Origin of the sequence: Acidisoma sp. (assembly GCF_035492295.1) — a bacterium.
Classification (GTDB): domain Bacteria; phylum Pseudomonadota; class Alphaproteobacteria; order Acetobacterales; family Acetobacteraceae; genus Acidisoma.
On the sequence record NZ_DATJJK010000140.1, the window covers coordinates 1 to 18145 of the forward strand.

22 protein-coding genes and 1 tRNA gene are annotated in these 18145 nt (G+C 64.6%); 8 read left to right on the forward strand and 15 right to left on the reverse strand.

Annotated elements, in window-relative coordinates; genetic code table 11:
* The 4 genes from VL752_RS09770 to VL752_RS09785 all read left to right on the forward strand — a co-directional run.
* The coding region (locus VL752_RS09770) for a hypothetical protein (RefSeq protein ID WP_325354604.1) at positions 1–210 on the forward strand (210 nt) is incomplete at its 5' end.
* Positions 207–422 carry a hypothetical protein gene (locus VL752_RS09775; RefSeq protein ID WP_325354606.1) on the forward strand — a complete coding sequence of 72 codons (216 nt, stop codon included), beginning with the start codon at positions 207–209 and terminating at the stop codon, positions 420–422. The genes VL752_RS09770 and VL752_RS09775, both read left to right, overlap by 4 nt.
* Entirely contained in the window at positions 419–682 is a 264-nt protein-coding gene (locus VL752_RS09780) for a hypothetical protein (RefSeq protein ID WP_325354608.1), read from the forward strand. Before VL752_RS09775 ends, VL752_RS09780 begins: the two co-directional genes overlap by 4 nt.
* 115 nt (positions 683–797) lie before the next feature.
* A complete protein-coding gene (locus VL752_RS09785; RefSeq protein WP_325354610.1) occupies positions 798–1115 on the forward strand; it encodes a hypothetical protein in 318 nt (105 codons plus the stop codon).
* A 118-nt stretch (positions 1116–1233) separates the two neighbouring features.
* Here the strand turns inward: VL752_RS09785 and VL752_RS09790 are convergent, their stop codons facing one another.
* The 7 genes from VL752_RS09790 to trxB form a co-directional block, all read right to left on the reverse strand.
* On the reverse strand, positions 1234–1821 hold the full coding sequence (locus VL752_RS09790) for an NYN domain-containing protein (RefSeq protein ID WP_325354612.1): 588 nt from the start codon (positions 1819–1821) through the stop codon (positions 1234–1236).
* Between the two features lie 374 nt (positions 1822–2195).
* A tRNA-Met gene (locus tag VL752_RS09795) sits at positions 2196–2270 on the reverse strand.
* A 64-nt stretch (positions 2271–2334) separates the two neighbouring features.
* Positions 2335–3192, reverse strand: coding sequence for a phosphodiesterase (locus VL752_RS09800; protein WP_325354614.1), 858 nt, complete (start codon positions 3190–3192; stop codon positions 2335–2337).
* A 35-nt stretch (positions 3193–3227) separates the two neighbouring features.
* Positions 3228–4319 (reverse strand): tRNA 2-thiouridine(34) synthase MnmA, encoded by a 1092-nt coding sequence (gene mnmA / locus VL752_RS09805; RefSeq protein WP_325354616.1) that lies wholly within the window; start codon positions 4317–4319, stop codon positions 3228–3230.
* Between the two features lie 57 nt (positions 4320–4376).
* Positions 4377–5126: an endonuclease III gene (nth, locus tag VL752_RS09810; RefSeq protein WP_408863086.1), complete on the reverse strand. Its 750-nt coding sequence runs from the start codon at positions 5124–5126 to the stop codon at positions 4377–4379.
* A 108-nt stretch (positions 5127–5234) separates the two neighbouring features.
* Positions 5235–6119, reverse strand: a complete 885-nt coding sequence (locus VL752_RS09815) for a LysR family transcriptional regulator (RefSeq protein WP_325354618.1) — start codon at positions 6117–6119, stop codon at positions 5235–5237.
* 75 nt (positions 6120–6194) lie between these two features.
* Positions 6195–7163, reverse strand: a complete 969-nt coding sequence (gene trxB, locus VL752_RS09820; RefSeq protein WP_325354620.1) for a thioredoxin-disulfide reductase — start codon at positions 7161–7163, stop codon at positions 6195–6197.
* A 173-nt stretch (positions 7164–7336) separates the two neighbouring features.
* Here trxB and VL752_RS09825 point away from each other — a divergent pair, with 173 nt between their 5' ends.
* Positions 7337–7816 (forward strand): Lrp/AsnC family transcriptional regulator, encoded by a 480-nt coding sequence (locus tag VL752_RS09825; RefSeq protein WP_325354622.1) that lies wholly within the window; start codon positions 7337–7339, stop codon positions 7814–7816.
* Between the two features lie 27 nt (positions 7817–7843).
* On the opposite strand, the gene VL752_RS09830 is transcribed toward VL752_RS09825, so the two are convergent.
* Both VL752_RS09830 and VL752_RS09835 read right to left on the reverse strand, forming a co-directional pair.
* Positions 7844–8800 (reverse strand): NAD(P)H-dependent glycerol-3-phosphate dehydrogenase, encoded by a 957-nt coding sequence (locus tag VL752_RS09830; RefSeq protein WP_325354624.1) that lies wholly within the window; start codon positions 8798–8800, stop codon positions 7844–7846.
* A 65-nt stretch (positions 8801–8865) separates the two neighbouring features.
* Positions 8866–9531: an OmpW/AlkL family protein gene (locus tag VL752_RS09835; RefSeq protein ID WP_325354626.1), complete on the reverse strand. Its 666-nt coding sequence runs from the start codon at positions 9529–9531 to the stop codon at positions 8866–8868.
* 115 nt (positions 9532–9646) lie between these two features.
* Here VL752_RS09835 and VL752_RS09840 point away from each other — a divergent pair, with 115 nt between their 5' ends.
* Positions 9647–10180, forward strand: a complete 534-nt coding sequence (locus VL752_RS09840; RefSeq protein WP_325354628.1) for a M23 family metallopeptidase — start codon at positions 9647–9649, stop codon at positions 10178–10180.
* Here VL752_RS09840 and VL752_RS09845 read toward each other — a convergent pair.
* From VL752_RS09845 to VL752_RS09855, 3 genes are all read right to left on the reverse strand, one after another.
* Positions 10117–10929 (reverse strand): YdcF family protein, encoded by an 813-nt coding sequence (locus VL752_RS09845; RefSeq protein ID WP_325354630.1) that lies wholly within the window; start codon positions 10927–10929, stop codon positions 10117–10119. The two genes, VL752_RS09840 and VL752_RS09845, sit on opposite strands and share 64 nt — an antisense overlap.
* A gap of 24 nt (positions 10930–10953) precedes the next feature.
* On the reverse strand, positions 10954–11409 hold the full coding sequence (locus tag VL752_RS09850) for a hypothetical protein (RefSeq protein ID WP_325354632.1): 456 nt from the start codon (positions 11407–11409) through the stop codon (positions 10954–10956).
* Positions 11410–11492: 83 nt separating this feature from the next.
* Positions 11493–12764 (reverse strand): Hsp70 family protein, encoded by a 1272-nt coding sequence (locus VL752_RS09855; protein ID WP_325354634.1) that lies wholly within the window; start codon positions 12762–12764, stop codon positions 11493–11495.
* Positions 12765–12827: 63 nt separating this feature from the next.
* On the opposite strand from VL752_RS09855, the gene VL752_RS09860 reads away from it, so the two are divergent.
* Positions 12828–12998: a hypothetical protein gene (locus tag VL752_RS09860; protein WP_325354636.1), complete on the forward strand. Its 171-nt coding sequence runs from the start codon at positions 12828–12830 to the stop codon at positions 12996–12998.
* Between the two features lie 8 nt (positions 12999–13006).
* On the opposite strand, the gene VL752_RS09865 is transcribed toward VL752_RS09860, so the two are convergent.
* From VL752_RS09865 to uvrA, 3 genes are all read right to left on the reverse strand, one after another.
* Positions 13007–13708 (reverse strand): SDR family NAD(P)-dependent oxidoreductase, encoded by a 702-nt coding sequence (locus VL752_RS09865; RefSeq protein WP_325354638.1) that lies wholly within the window; start codon positions 13706–13708, stop codon positions 13007–13009.
* Positions 13709–13815: 107 nt separating this feature from the next.
* Positions 13816–14250, reverse strand: a complete 435-nt coding sequence (locus VL752_RS09870) for a CBS domain-containing protein (protein ID WP_325354640.1) — start codon at positions 14248–14250, stop codon at positions 13816–13818.
* A 156-nt stretch (positions 14251–14406) separates the two neighbouring features.
* Positions 14407–17304 (reverse strand): excinuclease ABC subunit UvrA, encoded by a 2898-nt coding sequence (uvrA, locus tag VL752_RS09875; RefSeq protein WP_325354641.1) that lies wholly within the window; start codon positions 17302–17304, stop codon positions 14407–14409.
* A gap of 350 nt (positions 17305–17654) precedes the next feature.
* Here uvrA and ssb point away from each other — a divergent pair, with 350 nt between their 5' ends.
* Positions 17655–18140, forward strand: coding sequence for a single-stranded DNA-binding protein (gene ssb, locus VL752_RS09880; RefSeq protein WP_325354643.1), 486 nt, complete (start codon positions 17655–17657; stop codon positions 18138–18140).
* The last annotated feature ends 5 nt before the right edge of the window (positions 18141–18145 follow it).

Sequence of the window (18145 nt, forward strand, 5' to 3'; positions counted from 1 at the left end):
CTCGATCTCCCGCACCGCACGCGCGTCTCTATCGTCATAAGGGCGCACCGCGATCTTGAAGCTATCGCTGGCATCATGATCCGCCTGACCGGGGATGATCATGATGCCCTTGGTGCCGACGAGGCTGTCTTCCTGGCGCGCAGCGTTGAGGCCGTCGCTCGAGATGTCAGTCGCCTGCGGGAAGCTATGGAGCGGGAGATGGAGGCATGACCGCCGAGATCATTTCCCTGGCCGATCGCCGGGCCGGCAAGGGTGCTCACAGTATGAGCACCCTATCGGAGGACCAAGCTGCACGGCCACGGCGCCGAGGCTCCAAGGGAGATAAGCCCTCGATTCTGGAACTGATCCACGAGATTGCGGATGACCTCGGGATTGATATCGAGGCTCCCTTCCGGACCAAGCCGGGGAGCAGGCCGCAATGACCGCCACCGTAAACCCCGAAGACCGCGCCCTCCACGCCAAGATGCTGATTCAAGGCGCGGTAGACGAACTGGCGCGATGGATGGACCTGCCGGACCAGGCCGAGGCCCGCACCGCTGCCCTGGGCGCGTCGTTGCATTACTTGTTCGAGATTGCGGCTGAGCGCTACGGCGAGGACGGGGTGCGGTTCCTGGGAAACCTGGTGCCGTCCTACGTCTGCCACGCGCTTACGGGCGAGCTGCCGGAGGACGAGGAGCCATGACCCGTCCCTTTGTCATCCCCGTGAAGCTCGGCGAGCGCAATCCGCCGATCAAACTACCGAAGCCGGGGAAGGGGTCATGACCTCCACGGATGAGGATGAAAAGGATGCTCATACTGTGAGCACCCTTAGCGAGAGCGCCGCGGCTGCGCGAAACCATACCCTCAACAGTAATGAGGGCATCCAGCAGCACCGTCGGCCCTGCTTCGTCGACACGATGCGGCCGATCACCCCGGCTGAGACCGACGCCTGGCGCTTCTATTTGAACCTGCACCGGGACGCTTGGCGGCCGGCCCGCGCCATGTTCCGGGCGGTGTGTTCTCAGAGCGCATCGCCTGGGGAGGCGCTGCTCGCCTTCGTCGCGGCGTCGGGGCTGCCTAGCGGTGCAGCCACGACGCTGGAGGCGATACTCCAGGCGTTGGCGAAGGAGGGGTAGTAGGATCTGAGGGGGCGAGGGCAAAACCCTCGCCCTAACCGGTGGGCTTCTCTTGTCGCGTCAGGGTAGTGAAGGGAAGGGAAGGGCGAGGATGGGCTCTATCTGAGGTGCAGGTAGATTAAGCGGGGGGGAACGCGACCTGCCTGCAAATATCAGCATGCTCCATCAATTCTCCGACCTGACGAGAATTAGGGAATTGTACCAAAACGACTTGGATGCCTGCCTTTCTAGCATGTTTAAAGGCCGGTACACAGTCCGTATCTGCCGTCACGATGATGAAGCGATCTACGGACCTTGAATCGGAGTAGCTCGCAATATCGAGTCCGATTCTCATATCGACGCCCTTTTGCTCAAAGACGGGCTGGAAGTCACTGTCGGATAGCGTAGCGGGTGTGATTGGAGTTCTTTTGGGCTTGAATCCGCGGAATTTTAAAATACCCAAACGGATCGCGAAAAAGTCTTTTTTGCCCAGCTCCCTTAACCAATTGTTGTTGGCCGTGTAGGATTTGGTTTGGCCGCTTACCGGAAGAGGAACGTCGCCCTCGAAAAGCGCGCAGTCATAGTACAGAACCCTTATAAGATCCTCATCTGCGATAACGCAGGCGTGTGCCAGTTTCTCAATGTAATCTGGATTGTAGGCTACATTATGCTGCCTAACCAAAACTCTGGCATGGCCGCCGTCAATCAAGACGACAACTTTTTTCATACTACCTCGGAAACTGAAAACCCCCCGCCCCATGTTCAGGGCGAGGGGTTTCTTATAATGGGTAGCCCGCCTACGGGCGTAACGGATGGACAGAGAATGATTCTTCGTCCGACCAAAGTCAAGTCGTCTCACCAAAAATCACCTCACTTATGCCCGTGCTCCCTTATCGCTCCATTGTCCCAGGCGCCTTCTTTCGTCTGGATGAGGCCCGCAGGCGTTCGTCGTCATGTCGCAACCATGTCGCACGGACTCGCCGCTATCCATTGGAATTCGTTGGAATTCAATGTGTTGGGTTGCGACAAGATGCGGCATGAAAAAGCCCCTGCGGCAAGGGGCTGTTCTCATCTAAGCTATTGATTTAATTTAGGAAATCCTGGTAGCGGCGGACGGATTTGAACCGCCGACCAAGGGATTATGATTCCCCTGCTCTACCGCTGAGCTACGCCGCCATACCAGATCCCGCAGCGTCAATCGCCGCGCGGTGCGTGCGGATAGCGCCCGGGCGAGTTCGCGTCAACCCGCCTCCTCGGCATGGGCGCGTGACGCCGGACGGCCCGGGTAATCTTCGTCCACGAGGAAGGGGTAGGGGCCAGGAAAGCGCTCCACATAGGCGGTATGGGTCGCGATTCCGGCCCCGGGGATCGCCAGATGGAGATGATAGGCCGGGGGCTCCAGCACCAGGCGCGCTTCCGCGCCCAAACGAAAATCGAGCTCCGTTTGATGCACGATGGCGGGAGCGACGATGACGATCGCATGCCCCAACCGCCCGACGATCGATCGGTGATGATGACCGGTAAGAATCCGTTCGACCTGGGGATGCCGCTCGAGCAGCGCGCCAAATTCTGCCGTGTTGCGCAGCCAGATGCCGTCCATGTCGGACACACCGGTGAGCATCGGAGGATGATGCAGGACCAGCATTGTGGGCCGGTCAGGCTGAGCGGACAGGGTGCGGTCGAGGAAGGCCAGTCGCTCCGGGCAGAGCAGACCGTATCCGGCCCCGGGGACCACCGAATCGAGCATGACGATGCGGACGGGCAGATCTTCGACCGCATATTGCACGAAGTCCGGATCGGCCGTGACGCCGGGGAGATGGCCAAGGCCTTCGCGGAAATTGTCCCGTCGGTCATGATTGCCTGGGACGACGTAGACAGGCATTGGGGCGAGCCGCTGCAGGAGCTTCGCCGCCATCCGATATTCCTCGGGCCGGCCGCATTCCGTGACGTCTCCGGAGATGATGACGGCGTCCGGCCGCGGGTCGAGGCCCGCGATCACGGCAAGCGCGCGCTCCACCAGCATATTGGTTTCGACCACGCGGGCCGCCGGAACCCCATAGGGGCGGATATGCAGGTCGGACAATTGGGCGATAAGCATGGGGTGGCGGTCTCTCGGCTCTGAAAGTGCCGAAACTAAGTGCCGACGGCGCGGAGTTCCACGGGCCTTTCGATGAAACCGCCGCCAAGCACGCGCTCACCCTGATAGAAGACGCAGCCCTGGCCGGGCGCCGGAAGTGCCGGCTCGTCCAGCAGCACCTGTGCAGCCCCGCCCGGAAGCGGGATCACGCGTGCGCCGGCGAGTTCGGCCCGGGCCCGCAGCTTCACGGACATGCGGAGGCCCTCCGCCGGAGCATCGGCCAGCCAGTTCACCTCGCGCAGCCGCACCTCCCGCACGCCCTGGGCGCGCGGTCCGACGATGACGCGGCGGCGCGCGGGGTCGAGTTGCGTGACGACCGGGGCGGCCTCGCCCTCACGCCGGGGAAGGCCGAGGCGCTTGGCCTGGCCCACCGTGTAACGAGCGATACCTTCATGCTGGCCAAGCACGTGGCCTTCGGCATCGACGATCTCGCCCGGCTGCATCGCCTCCGGCCGCAGCTTGGCCACAACCTCTGTATAGCTTCCCTGGGGCACGAAGCAGATGTCCTGACTGTCGGGCTTCACCGCCACCTCAAGGCCGAGGCGGGCCGCCTCGGCGCGCACGGCCGCCTTGTCAGACATCGCGCCGAGCGGGAAACGGCTGAAGGCGAGCTGCTCGCGCGTCGTCGCGAACAGGAACCAGCTCTGGTCCCGCGCCGGGTCCACCGCCCGGTGCAGTTCCGGCCCGTCTGGCCCTTCGACACGGCGGACATAATGGCCGGTCGCCATCGCCTCTGCGCCCAGATCGCGTGCCATGGCGATGAGGTCGCCGAATTTCACACTCTGGTTGCAGCGGACACAGGGGACCGGGGTTTCGCCGGTGGCGTAGCTCGCCGCGAAATCCGCCATCACCGCGTCGCGGAACCGTGCCTCGGCATCGATCACGTAATGCGGAATGCCGAGACGGTCCGCCACGCGCTTCGCATCGTGGATGTCCTCCCCCGCGCAGCAAGCGCCTTTGCGCTTCGCTGCCGCGCCATGGTCGTATAGCTGCAAGGTCACGCCGATGACCTCGTGGCCTTCCTGCGCGAGCAGGCCGGCGACGACGGAACTATCCACCCCGCCGGACATGGCGACGACGATACGCATGCGGCAAATCCTCTTCGGTCCGAGCCGTGAATCAGACCGTGATCACTAAGTTGGAGCTCAGCCCTCTTCTATCGTGACGGTCGTGATCCTGCCACGCACTTTCGGAGATGGCCGCGTCTCGGCCGGCGGCGGGGATTTGGGCCGGAAGGCACACCAGGGGGCGGCGTTGCATCGCCAGCATTCGGGCAGGCGCGCCTTGCAGATATAGCGCCCGTGCAGGATCAGCCAGTGATGGGCATGCATCAGCATGTCCGCGGGGATACGCTGCAGCAGCAGATCCTCCACCGCGCGCGGTGTTTTGCCCGGTGCCAGGCCGGTGCGATTGCCGAGGCGGAAAAGATGGGTGTCGACCGCGATGGTCGGCTCTCCGAAGGCGACGTTGAGCACGACATTCGCGGTCTTGCGCCCGACGCCCGGAAGCGCCTCCAGCGCCTCCCGGTCATGCGGAACTTCGCCACCATGCTCGGCAATGAGCTTTTCAGAAAGGGCGATGACGTTGCGCGCCTTGGCCTGCCAGAGGCCGATCGACTTGATGGAGCGGCCGAGCCCTTCCACTCCGAGGGCGGCCATCTTGGCGGGCGTATCCGCGATCTTGAAGAGGGGGCCGGTCGCGCGGTTGACGGCCGCATCCGTCGCCTGCGCCGAGAGGACGACAGCGACGAGCAGCGTATAGACATCTGCATAAACGAGTTCGGTCTTGGCATCCGGCCAGTGCGCCGCGAGCGCCTCCAGGAAGGGGCGGACATTCTTCACCGGCATGCGGGGTGCCGCCCGGGGCTTGGGTTCCGGGATCGCGGCTTTAGCCATCAGGGCAACTTTCGGCGCGAAAAGGCTTCTTCATACAGAAGCGGCTCCGCCTCCGGGACCTGAAAGAGGTCTCGGAGGCGGAGCCGCGCTTCAGCCAAGCGGAAAGGCTCAGGCCTTTTCGGCGATATGGGCGAGTAGGAAGTCCCGGAAAACGGCGACGCGCTTGGAATTCCGCAGCTCCTCCGGATAGACGAAGAAGACGTCGACTTTCGGCGCCTTCACATCCTGCAGTACGGTGACGAGGCCTTCGGTATCGCGACCGAGATAGTCGGGCAGGACGCCGATGCCGAGACCCGAGCGGAGGGCGAGGGCCATGCCGTGCAGGTTGTTGAGTTCGAGCGCGGCGCGGCGCGGATTGCCCGGCCGGCGTCCGGCTTCGGCCAGCCAGTTGATGTCCTCGACCGGCGGGCGATAACCGCCGAAGAGAATAATTTTGTGGTTGTCGAGATCCTCCGGCGTCTGAGGCGTACCGTGTTTCTTGAGGTATTCGGGCGACGCGTAGACGGTCCAGTGGATGTCCATGAGGTGCCGCTGCACGAGATCCGGCTGCTTCGGCGGATGCATGCGGATCGCGACGTCTGCCTCCCGCATGGCGAGATCAAGATCCCCGTCATCGAGCAGGAGGGACATGGTCACTTCCGGATATTGCTCCAAGAAAGCCTGACAGCGGGAGGCCAGCCAGATAGAGCCGAAGCCGACGGTCGTCGTCACCTTCAAGCGGCCGGCCGGCTTCTCCTTGCTTTCGGTGAGCAGCGCCTCGGTCATGGCGAGCTTTGCGAACACTTCGCGCACCGTGCGGTTCAGCGCCTCGCCCTGTTCGGTCAGGATCAGGCCGCGGGCATGGCGATGGAAAAGCGGGACCTGGAGCGCTTCCTCAAGGGCGGAAATCTGGCGAGATACGGCAGACTGGCTGAGGTTCAGAGTATCACCGGCATGCGTGAAGCTGCCCGCTTCCGCCACCGAGTGGAAAACCCTTAGTTTGTCCCAATCCATCGTGCCGTTTCCAATCAACTCGTCATAAGGTTCATTTGGTTGGTGGCGCGGCAATCCACACCACCTCGAACAGGCTTAATAAGCCGCAACCGACACTTTCGAAATGCTGTGCGTGAGCCATTTTTCTGCATCGAGCGCCGCCATGCAGCCGGAAGCGGCCGCAGTCACGGCTTGTCTATAGATTCGGTCCTGAACGTCACCCGCCGCAAAGACGCCGGGAACGGAGGTTCGGGTAGTGCCGGTCTCGGTCAGGATATAGCCGTCGGGATCAAGATCGAGGGCGTCGCGGAAAACGGTCGTATTCGGTGAATGGCCGATGGCGACGAAGACGCCGTCAAGATCGAGCGTCCTCGTGGCGCCCGTCTCCACGTGCTTGACGCGCAGGCCGGTCACGGTTGCGGGCGCGCCGTCACCCAGGATCTCATCCACTTTGTGGTCCCAGATCACCGAGACTTTCGGATTCGAAAAGAGCCGATCCTGCAGGATGCGCTCGGCGCGCAGCGAATCCCGACGATGGACCAGCGTGACGTGGCTCGCATGGTGGGTGAGGTAGAGCGCCTCCTCGACCGCGGTATTGCCGCCACCGATCACGGCGACCTTCTTCCCCCGGTAGAAGAAACCGTCGCAGGTCGCGCAGGCCGAGACGCCTGCCCCGCGCAGAGCGCGTTCGGAAGGCAGTTCCAACCAGCGGGCGGAAGCGCCGGTCGCGATGATCACCGCATTCGCCTCGAAACGCTCGTTTGAATCGGAGATGGCGACGAAGGGACGGCGCGAGAAATCAACTTCAGTGACGATGTCATGGACGATCCGCGTGCCCATGCGCTCGGCCTGCGTCGCCATCTGGTCCATGAGCCAGGGGCCCTGAATCGCGTCAGCGAAGCCAGGGTAATTCTCGACATCCGTGGTGATGGTGAGCTGGCCGCCAGGCTGAAGTCCGGCGATGAGCACCGGGGAAAGCCCCGCACGCGCCGCGTAGATGGCGGCGGTATAGCCGGCCGGGCCGGCTCCGATGATGAGCACGGGGATGGGTTGTGGGTTGGTCATAATAAAAACAGTCCACCGATTCGAGCGGGAGCAGGATATCTGTCACAGGAAAGGCAAGGCAAGGAAAACGCAGATCTCCCGGGCCAGATATTGTTCCTTCGCTCCTGCCCCATTAAAACAATATTGCGTGCTCGCCCCGGATTCGGAGCGCCTGGAGTATTTTGGATCCATTGATGAAAAACGACCTGAACGATGTCGTCGATTTTGATGCGATCGACCGCCGAATCCTTACCGAGTTACAAATGGACGGTCGGATCACAAATGTCGAGCTTGCGCGCCGCGCAGGAATCTCGGCTCCGCCCTGCCTCAGGCGCGTGCGACGGCTGGAGGATGCGGGGCTCATCCGTGGCTATCATGCCGAAACTGATTCCTCCAAGCTTGGCTGGAGCATCACCTTCTTCGCCATCGTCGGCCTGGAAAGCCAGAAGGAGGTCGTGCTTTCGGCTTTCGAAAAGACCGTCGCCACCTGGGAAGAAGTGCGCGAATGCCACATGATCCGTGGTGGCGGGGACTTTCTGTTGCGACTGGTGGCGCGGGACGCGGCGCATGAGAATATTCTGACCCAGCGGATTACCGGCCTGCCCGAGGTGAGCCGCGTGCAGACGCTGCAGACGATCCGCACCAGTAAGAGCTTGGCGGGGGTTCCGATCTGACCGCCATTCTAGAGCGTTGATCAGGCTCTAGCCGATCGTGGCGAGCAGCCGAGCCGCCATCTCCTGAGGCTGGGCCATGGCCGCAGCCAGTCCCTCGAAATAGGGCGAAGCGGCGCCGGCACGGCGGATGAAGGCGAGGAAAGCCGCGATGGAGCGGCTGCCCTCGGCGAGCGGCACCGGGCCTGTAGGCCCGATTGCCACAGGCCCCGCCAGGCGCCGCCCGAGATCGACACCGAAACGATAATTGCGTGATTGGGGCGATGTGCAGGTGAGCACGAGGTCGCCCAATCCCCCTGGTGTCATCACTGTATCCGCTTGTCCGCCGAGGCTGGGGAGCAAGCGCTGCAGTTCCACGATGCCGCGCGCGACGTAGCTCGCCCGGGTGTTCTCGCCGAGACCCAGGCCCTCGGAGAGACCGGCGCCGATGGCGATGATGTTCTTGGCGACGCTGATGATCTCAAGCCCGCGCAGGTCGCCGTTCGCGCTCACGGCCAGAAGCGGCCCCGAGAGGCGTCTGGCCAGATCCTCCCCAAGCGCCAGATCGGTGCAGCCCAGTGACATCCAGGCGCGGTGGCCGGCCAGCATTTCGCCGGCGAAAGTGGGGCCGGACAGCATGCCGACCGCGTGGCCTGGAAGGTGCTGTGCGATCAGATCAGTCGGAAAATCATGCGTCTCGGCATCCATGCCCTTGACGCAGGAGAGCACGGTCGCCTGGGTCCCGGCGGCGGGAAGCCGGTCAAGCACAGCGGCAAGCGCCCCGCTGGGGACGGCCAGGATGATGACCTCATAGGCCGCAAGATCGACACTGGCGAGGTCGTGAAGGAAGCGCGCGACGCCGGGAAATGCCTGGTCGGCTTCGACCGGACGCCGGCAGAAGACATCGATCAGAATATCCCCACGGCTGTGCAGCGCCTGCGCCAGCGCCTGGCCGAAAGCGCCATAACCCATGATCAGGAGGGGCAGGGGGGCCGTTTGCGTCGCCATCATCCGATCCGGGTCGTGAAGAGGGCGAGGTGCCGCGTTCCGGCGCCAAAGTCCAGGGTCGGCGGTCAGAAACGATAGCCGATGCCGGCACCGATGATCCAGGGATTTATCTGCCCAGAGGCGGTCAGTTTGCCGTCATTGGCGCAAGCCTGCGCCGACAGCAGCAGTTTCTTCACGTCGAAATTTCCATACCAGGGGCCATGCACCCGATAGTCCACTCCGATCTGGAAAGCCGCGCCGACCTCCGAGGAAACGGAAAGCTGCTGAATGCGGCCGCCAGCTGCTTCCTCCCCATAGTAAGGCGTTATCGCGATGCCGATGCCGAGATAGGGGTTGAGGCGCGCGCGCGGACGGAAATGATACTGGCCCATCAGGATTATCGGCACCGAGGAGACCTTTCCGATCGGCACAGTGCCGATGCGTGTATCCACCGCCGTCAGCGTCGAGTGGACGATGCCGGTCTCCCCTTCGATCGCCAGATGGTCCGTGAAGAAGTAGGACAGATCGATCTCGGGCGTGACCGAGTTGGAACTGTCGAAATAGCCGCCGATCGGCTTGATCGTGGCGCCCCCATGCTTGGGAAGGACCCCGACGACGCGCCCCCGCAGAAGGAAGCTGCCAGCCGTGAGCCCGTCCGCCGTATCGGCCGACTGCGCGAGGCTCTGACGTGGCGTAAGAAGAGCAGGAAGGGCGAGCGCGAAAAGGACTGCCCGGAAGAGTGGTTTGCACATAAAGCTTTATCCTGCGCCGGAACCGTTTCGGGCGGGGCGAAACTAGGGGGTTCCGATTCCGGTGCCTAGATGGGATTTTCGGCGGCGGCCGGCTCTGAAGCCGTGGCTTCAGCGCTTGGTCCTGATCCTGCTGCTGCCCGGGCTCGGGGCGGCGACACCTGCCCCTGCCGCGCCGGCATCGGCGCCGGGAGGGGCGGCGGTCGATCCGCTGATCCGCCCGGTCCAGCCGGGCTGTATCACCTCGCCCTTCGGGCCAAGATATCTGCCGCAGGCCCCGGTTTCGGGGCGTTACCACTGGGGCGTGGATCTGCGCGCGGCGGCGGGTGCAGAGGTCCGTGCCGTCGCCGCCGGCAACATCATCCGCATCGACCGCAAGGGCATGGGCGGACTCGAAATCCTTGTGCAGCACCGGGGCTTCCGAGCGCTCTACGCCCATCTCGGCATGGTCGCTCCACGCATCGCGGACGGCGCCCGGGCACTGAAGGCTGGGGAATGGATCGGCCGCATCGGCCGCACGGGCCTGACCCTTGGCACACATCTCTATTTCGAGATTTCCATTGATGGGAAGCGGGTGGACCCGGCGCCCTATCTGGGCGTCGTCTCCTGCGGCGCGGGGAAAAGTGCCGAGGTGCGGCCCATCAGCCAGTAGGCGACGAGCCCGACCCATTCATGAGCGGCGAGATCGACCATGCCCAGCCTTTCGGGAAAGCTGCCACGGAAGGTCATGATCGGATCGGGCGCGGTTTTGTATCCGACCGGATAGGGCAAGACATCCCAGCCTGCATGCCGGAAGAGGCCGACGGAGCGCGGCATGTGCCAGGCGGAGGTGACGAGCAGCCAGGTCTCCCCTGGCTTCGGATGCAGCTGTGCCTTCAGCAGCACCGCATTCTCGTAGGTGGTGCGGGAACGACCCTCATAGACGATACGACTCTGGTCCAGTCCCAGCTCGGTGAAGAGGTCGCGGGCGACCGTCGCCTCGTTCATCTTGCCATGGATAAGAAGGCCGTTGCCGCCGGTGAAGGCGAGCTGTGCCGTGGGATAATGGCGGGCGAGATAGACGAGGCTGGTCATCCGCTCCGCCGCGGCATTGAGCGAGGGCATGCCCCGCGCCTCGGAGAGATCGGTCTCCACCGCGCCGCCGAGGACGATGATGCCGGTCACATCCGGCGGCAGCGTCCGAACCTCGGGAAAGCGGTTTTCGAGCGTGCCGAGCAGGAGATCGCCCACCGGCAGCAGGGCGATCGCGACGAAGGCGCCCAGCGAGACCGAAAGGCAGGCCAAACCGGCCCGTCTGCGATGCCGGGCGACGAGGATGAGGCCGACGCAGCCGATGATCAGCAGCGCCACGCTGGGCGCGCAGACGAGCCAAAGCAGCTTCGAGATGACGAAGACGAGCACGGGCGGATCAGCCCGCCGCGCGCATCAGTGGCACTGGCCGACCACCCGCTGGCCACCGCCCGGGAAGGTGTTGGGGTCCCCGTCTGGCGGCAGGACGGAAATGGCGCGGATATGCCCGACCCAGGACTGACCGCTGCGCCAGTGGAAGGCGCTGAGATCGCCATAGTAGCAGCCGTTCTGGATGAAGAGCGTGTGGTCGGCGTTCGCCGGATTGACGCTGTCGGTAACGGCGATCCAGCGGCCGGTGCCGTTGGAGATGGAATAGGCCGGGAAATTGTTGACGATGCTGCTCGTGGTGACGTCGATGGATTGTCCCTGGCAGCCGATGCCGGCCCAGAGGCGGACGAGGCCGGAGGGCGGCACACCGCAGGCGGTCTGAGCCACGGCCCCGACTCCGGCTGCGCTGCCGAGAAGAAGAGCGGCGGCGATCGCCGCCGAGGTGGTGAAGCGGGATCGTTTCGGGTGACGGTGCTGGGGCATGGCATTTTCCTCTGCTAACAATCGCGGCCGCACGCTACTTCCTGGGCGGCCGGCTCACAACGCGGCGGTGCATTACTGAAGCGTTAGGCGCCCGGACGTCTGGCACGGTCCCGCCCGATGAGGGCGAGACCCTCCGCCACCGAGACGAATTCGCCGCCGCCGGAGATTTTGTCCATGCCGAAACGCTCGGCGAAGATCCCGCGCACGGCGGGCACGAAGGAGGTGCCGCCGGTGAGGAAGACGCGGTCGATCGCATCATGACCGAGGCCGGCCGTCGCTAAGGCCTGGTCGACGGCGGCCGCCATGCGCCGCAGATCCTCGGCAATCCAGCTCTCGAACTCCTGGCGCTCAATCCGTCGCTCCACCGCAAAACCGGCATGGGCGAACCGCAGCACCGCCGATTCGTTTGTGGAAAGCTCGGCTTTAACAGCGCTCACGGTCTGGTAGAGCTGGTAGCCCAGCTCCTCCTCGATCAGGCGGATGAGCATGCGGAGTTTCTCCGGATGGTCGCTCGCGGCGGCCACCTCCTCGATCGCCCGCAGCGTGCGCGGCGCGCGCATCAGCGACAGGCGATGCCAGCGGGCGAAGCCGCTGAAATATTCCGGCGGCACGGGCAGCGCCGTGCCCATCACGCGGTAGACGTCGCCCTTGCCGAGCAGGGGCGACACCACCTGGTCGATGATCCGGTAATCGAAGGTATCGCCCGCGATGCCGACCCCGGCATAGCCGAGCGGCGTCACCTGCGCTCTCCCTCGGGGGTCGAAGCGCATGACCGAGAAATCGCTGGTGCCGCCGCCGAAATCGCCGACGAGGACGGTGGCCGGCGCCTGCAGGGTGCGGGCGAAGCGGTAGCCAGCCGCCTCTGGCTCCAGCGCCACATCGACGGACGCGAAGCCAGCCTGGGCGAAGGCCGCGCGCAGCCGCTGTTCTCCGAAATCGTCGTCCGCGCCCTCGCCCGCGAAGCGCACGGGCCGGCCGGCGACGACCTGCATCTCCGCTTGGCCGCCCTGGGTCAATCCCTCCAGAAAGGTCGCGATCATGCCTTCGAGCGTGAAAATCTTTCCGGAGATATTGGTCCGGGTGAAGCTGTGCTGGGCGAGATAGGTTTTCATGGACATGATGAGCCGGCTGTCCATCGGGTCGTTCAGGTAGGCTTCCACCGCGTAGGGGCCGGCGGCATGCCGCCGGATGGAACGATCGCGGGTTTCCTCGTTCCAGAAGCAAAGGACTGTGCGGAAAACATCGAACTCCCGCGCGCCGAGGGCGTAGCGCGACGTCGTTACCCGGCCTGCGCCGTCCAGCCGCGCCAGCACGCTGTTCGTGGTGCCGAAATCGATACCGATCAGCTCCGTCATTCGTCTCTTCCCGTCGCGCCAAAGGGCGGCGGTTCAAACGCGGCGGGCGGAGCCTGGCAAGAGATGAAGCAGAAAGGCGCCCATGCGACGATGTGGCGGGTGCGCTCCCGAGCAGGCCAGAATGACGGTTCCAACGGGGCGGATCAGCCGAACATGGAACAGATTCTCGCGCTGCGGCCCCTCATCCCGGCGGCGGATTTCCCGGCCAAGCGGCGCAAGACGCGGGCCACGTAGCGTCGTGGTTAGAACGTCTCCACCCAGGGGCGCAGCTCGACCTCGAAGGACCAGGCACTGCGCTTCTGGCGTAAAAGATCGAGATAGGTTTCGGCGATCGCCTCCGGGTCCAGCATGCTGTCCGGCGCGCCGGCCGGTTCGGGGCGGGCGGCGCTGCGCACGCCACCGTCGATATTGATGTGAGCCACGTGGATGCCCTTCGGCCCCAATTCCCGGGCCGCACTCTGGGCCAGACCCCGCAGGGCGAACTTGCCCATGGCGAAAGGGGCTGATTGGGCAAAGCCCTTGATGCTGGCAGAGGCGCCGGTAATCAGAATGGCACCCTGCCCCTGCGGTTCCATGCGTTTGGCGGCTTCGCGAACCGCTAGGAACCCGCCGAAGGCGGTGACCTCCAGGGACTGTCGTACGGAAGCCGGGTCCAACTGGGCGAGCGGCCCGCGCACCCGCCCGCTTGCGTTGTAGATGACCACATCCGGCGCGCCGATGGCTTCGTCGACCTTGCGAAAAAGGGCCTCGACGGATGCGGGGTCGGCCGCATCGGCCGAAAAGGCGCGCGCGCCCGTTTCCTGGACGAGACCGGCGAGTTTTTCGGTATCACGCGCGGCAAGCGCGACCGCGAGCCCCGCCGCGCGCAACTGCCGGGTGAGGGCGGCGCTGATGCCGGTTCCGGCGCCAATGATGAGGGCGCGCTCATAGGGAATTCTGCTCATGGCCACCTCCGAAGGGTCGCTGTTCGGGGGATTGAACAGCAAGACGGCCTGAGAGACCAGGGCGCGTGCTCGGGCGTTCCATCCCGCCCGAGCGAGGGCTAGGGCCGTCAGCCGTGCATGCGGGAGAGGTCGAGCAGCACGCGGGCCTCGAATTCCTTGTCCTGCAGGCGCTGACGGACCAGATCAACGATGCTGATGACGCCGGCGAGCGCGCCATCGGCCATGACAGCGAGGTGGCGAACATTGGCGAGCGTCATGGTGGCCAGCGCGACTTCGATCCGTTCCCCGGGATGGCAGGTGACGAGCGGCGCGCTGCTGAGGGGACCGACGGCCATGGAGAGCGCGCCGGCGCCGTGGCGGGCAATCGCCTTGCCGAGGTCGCGCTCGGTAAAGATCGCGGCCGGACGGAGGTGGTCATCTTCCACGATGACGGCGCTGGCGTGGCGTTCGCGCATCAGGCGAACAATGGAAAGGACGGTCTCGGTCGGGCGGACCAGAACGGGCTGTTCACCCTTCTGCTGCAGGATATCCTGGATCGTCATCGGCGATCTCCCTCTCTGGAGAAACCGTCGCCGCGAAGGGCGGCGGGGCATCCGAATGGGTGCGGCCGTGATTATGGTGCGATGCCGCAGAATGGGCACCCATTCGTGGCTTGCACCTCCCTTGAGCGATTTGCGGGGCTCCCAGCCCGCCACGGTTCAGGCCCGGCGGCGCCGGGCGCGTGGCTTTTCCTGCACAGCGGACTCGCCCAGAAGCGGGGCGAGAAAGCGGCCGGTGTGGCTCGCGGGATTGGCCGCGATCGCCTCCGGCCGGCCCTCGGCCACGATTGTGCCACCACCGTCGCCACCTTCTGGACCGAGATCGAGAATCCAGTCTGCGGTCTTGATGACCTCCAGATTATGCTCGATCACCACGATCGTATTGCCTTGGTCGACCAGCGCATGGAGCACTTCGAGGAGTTTCCGGACATCCTCGAAATGCAGGCCCGTCGTCGGCTCATCGAGGATGTAGATGGTCCGGCCCGTCGCCCGCCGCGCGAGTTCCTTGGCAAGCTTGATGCGCTGCGCCTCACCGCCCGAAAGCGTCGTCGCCTGCTGGCCGAGCTTGACGTAGCCTAAGCCCACCTGGGCGAGCAGGCTGAGCCGGTCATGGATGCGCGGCACGGCCGAGAAGAAGGGAATGGCCTCCTCCACGCTCATGTCCAGCACATCCGCGATCGATTTTTCGCGGAATTTCACTTCCAGCGTCTCGCGATTGTAGCGGCGGCCTTTGCAGACGTCGCAAGTCACGAAGACATCGGGCAGGAAGTGCATCTCGATCTTCAGCACGCCGTCACCCGAACAGGCCTCGCAGCGCCCGCCCTTGACGTTGAAGCTGAAGCGCCCGGCCTTGTAGCCGCGCGCGCGGCTGTCCGGCAGTTCGGCGAACCAGTCCCGGATCGGCGTGAAGAGATCAGTATAGGTCGCGGGGTTGGAGCGCGGGGTGCGGCCGATGGGCGACTGGTCGATGTCGATGATCTTGTCCAGCAGTTCCAGCCCCTCGATCTTCTCGTAAGGCGCCGGCACTTCGCCCGAACCCATCAGGCGGCGGGAGACGGCCTTGTAGAGCGTATCGACCACCAGGGTCGACTTGCCGCCGCCAGAGACGCCGGTGATGCAGGTAAAGGTGCCGAGCGGCACTTCAGCGGTGACGTTCTTGAGATTGTTGCCCGTGGCTCCGATGAGCCGAAGCATGCGCTTGGGGTCCACCGGGCGGCGGGTTTCCGGCACCTCGATCCGGCGCCGGCCCGAGAGATAGGCGCCGGTGACAGATTCCGGGTCGGCCGCGACCTCCTCGGGCGTGCCTTCGGCAATCACCCGCCCGCCATGGATGCCGGCCGCCGGACCCATGTCGATCACATGGTCGGCGGCGCGGATCGCATCCTCGTCATGCTCGACCACCAACACGGTATTGCCGAGCGATTTCAAGCGTCGCAGGGTACCCAGCAGCCGCTCATTGTCGCGCTGATGCAGGCCGATCGAGGGTTCGTCCAGCACATAGAGCACCCCGGTGAGGCCGGAACCGATTTGGCTCGCGAGTCGGATGCGCTGGCTCTCCCCGCCTGAAAGCGTGGTCGAACTGCGAGCGAGGGTGAGGTAGTCGAGCCCGACATCCATCAGGAAACGCAGCCGGTCGATGATTTCGCGCAGGATGCGGCGGGCAATTTCCTGGCGCTGGGGTGTCAGCTGGTCGATGACTCCCTCGAACCAGGGCAGCGCCTCGCGAATGGCGAGCTCCGAAGCGGCGGCGATGGTGGAGCCGGCGACGCGCACGGCAAGGGCCTCGGGCTTGAGGCGGGCGCCCTGGCAGACCACGCAAGGCTTTTCGGCCTGATAGCGGGAAAGCTCTTCGCGGACCCAGGCGCTGTCCGTCTCCTTCCAGCGGCGGGCGAGGTTCTTCAGCACGCCCTCGAAGGGTTTCGACACGGTATAGGCGCGGACACCATCCTTGTAGACGAGTTCCACCACCTCGCTGCCGGTGCCATTCAAGATGCCATCCTGCGCCTTCGGCGGCAGGTCGCTCCAAGGCGTGGTCATGCGCACCTTGAAGTGCTTGGCGAGGCCTTGCAGCGTCTGGTCATAGTAGGGGGATTGGGCATTGGCCCAGGGAGCGATGGCACCCCCGTTCAACGGCCGTCGCTCGTCCGGCACCACCAGAGCGGCGTCGAAGAAAGTCTCCAAGCCCAGACCGTCGCAGGCCGGGCAGGCCCCATGGGGGGAGTTGAAGCTAAACAGCCGCGGCTCGATTTCCTCGATGGTAAAGCCGCTCACCGGGCAGGCGAAGCGCGAGGAGAAGGTGATGCGCGCGCTGCCATCGGCGGGTGCATCCGGCGGTTCGGCATAGGCGATGCCATCGGCGAGCGTGATGGCGGTCTCGAAACTATCGGCGAGGCGGGCTTCGATGCCCGGGCGGACAACGATGCGGTCCACCACCGCCTCGATTTCGTGCTTGATCTTGCGATTGAGCGCCGGCACCTCGGCGATTTCATAGAGTGTGCCGTCCACCTTGGCGCGGGTAAAACCCTTGCGCTGCAGCTCGGCCAGTTCCTTGCGGTATTCGCCCTTGCGATCCCGGACCACGGGAGCGAGCAGCAGCAGGCGCGTGCCCTCGGGCATGGCCATCACGCGATCGACCATCTGGCTCACGGTCTGGGCCTCGATGGGCAAGCCGGTCGCGGGCGAATAGGGGATGCCGGCGCGCGCCCACAGCAGGCGCATGTAATCGTGGATTTCCGTCACGGTGCCGACGGTCGAGCGCGGATTGCGGCTGGTCGTTTTCTGCTCGATGGAAATGGCGGGCGAGAGGCCCTCGATACTGTCGACGTCCGGCTTGCCCATGAGTTCGAGGAACTGACGGGCGTAGGAGGACAAGCTTTCCACATAGCGGCGCTGGCCCTCGGCATAGATCGTGTCGAAGGCGAGGGAGGATTTGCCGGAGCCCGACAAGCCGGTGATGACGACAAGGCTGTCCCGGGGAATGGAGACGTCGACATTCTTGAGATTGTGTTCGCGCGCACCGCGCACGGTGATGAAGGCGCCGGCTGGATTTTTTGCCACTCTGTTCTCAGCCACGTTGTGAGCCACTCCGGGGGGACCGCATTCTCGATTGATGTTCGTGACTTGTTCACGTACAAGCTTTGGCACGCGCCGTCGAGCGTCCCCCTTGCAAGGGACCTTTTCGCAAGGTCAGGCACAGGTGAGAGTTGGCGGCGGCACCGGGTGCAGGAGATTGGACGCCAGGGCCGGAATGTAAAGGGCGCGGGAGTGCCTCCGGCCTTGCATCAGGGCCGTTCCATTGCAACAATGGAATGAAGCCCGGCGCGGTGGCGGCCCGACTCTCTGGCTGCCGCACCCGGTTTCAGCTAGGCTTAAACTTTTAAGACTAATGGCTGACGGAGACTGAGAGCATGGCGGGTAGCGTCAATAAAGTGACCCTGATCGGAAACCTCGGTAAAGATCCCGAGGTGCGCAACACGCAATCCGGCATGAAGATCGTCAATCTCCGTATCGCGACCTCGGAGAGCTGGAACGACAAGGCGAGCGGCGAGCGCCAGGAGCGGACCGAGTGGCACAGCGTCGTCATCATGAACGACCGTCTGGGTGACGTCGCCGAGCGCTTCCTGCGCAAGGGCAGCAAGGTCTACCTCGAAGGCAAGCTGCAGACGCGGAAATGGACCGACCAGTCCGGCGCGGATCGCTATACGACCGAGGTTCTGCTCGGCCGCATCGGCGCCGAACTCGTTTTGCTTGACCGCGCGGGTGAAGGCAGCGGCATGGGCGCCAGCCCCGGCCGCAGCGAGCGTCCGGCCGCGGCCCGTACCCCGGCGGCTTCCTCCGGCTGGGATAGCGGCGCCGGCCGCGGCGGCGACCTGGACGACGAAATCCCCTTCTGACCAGG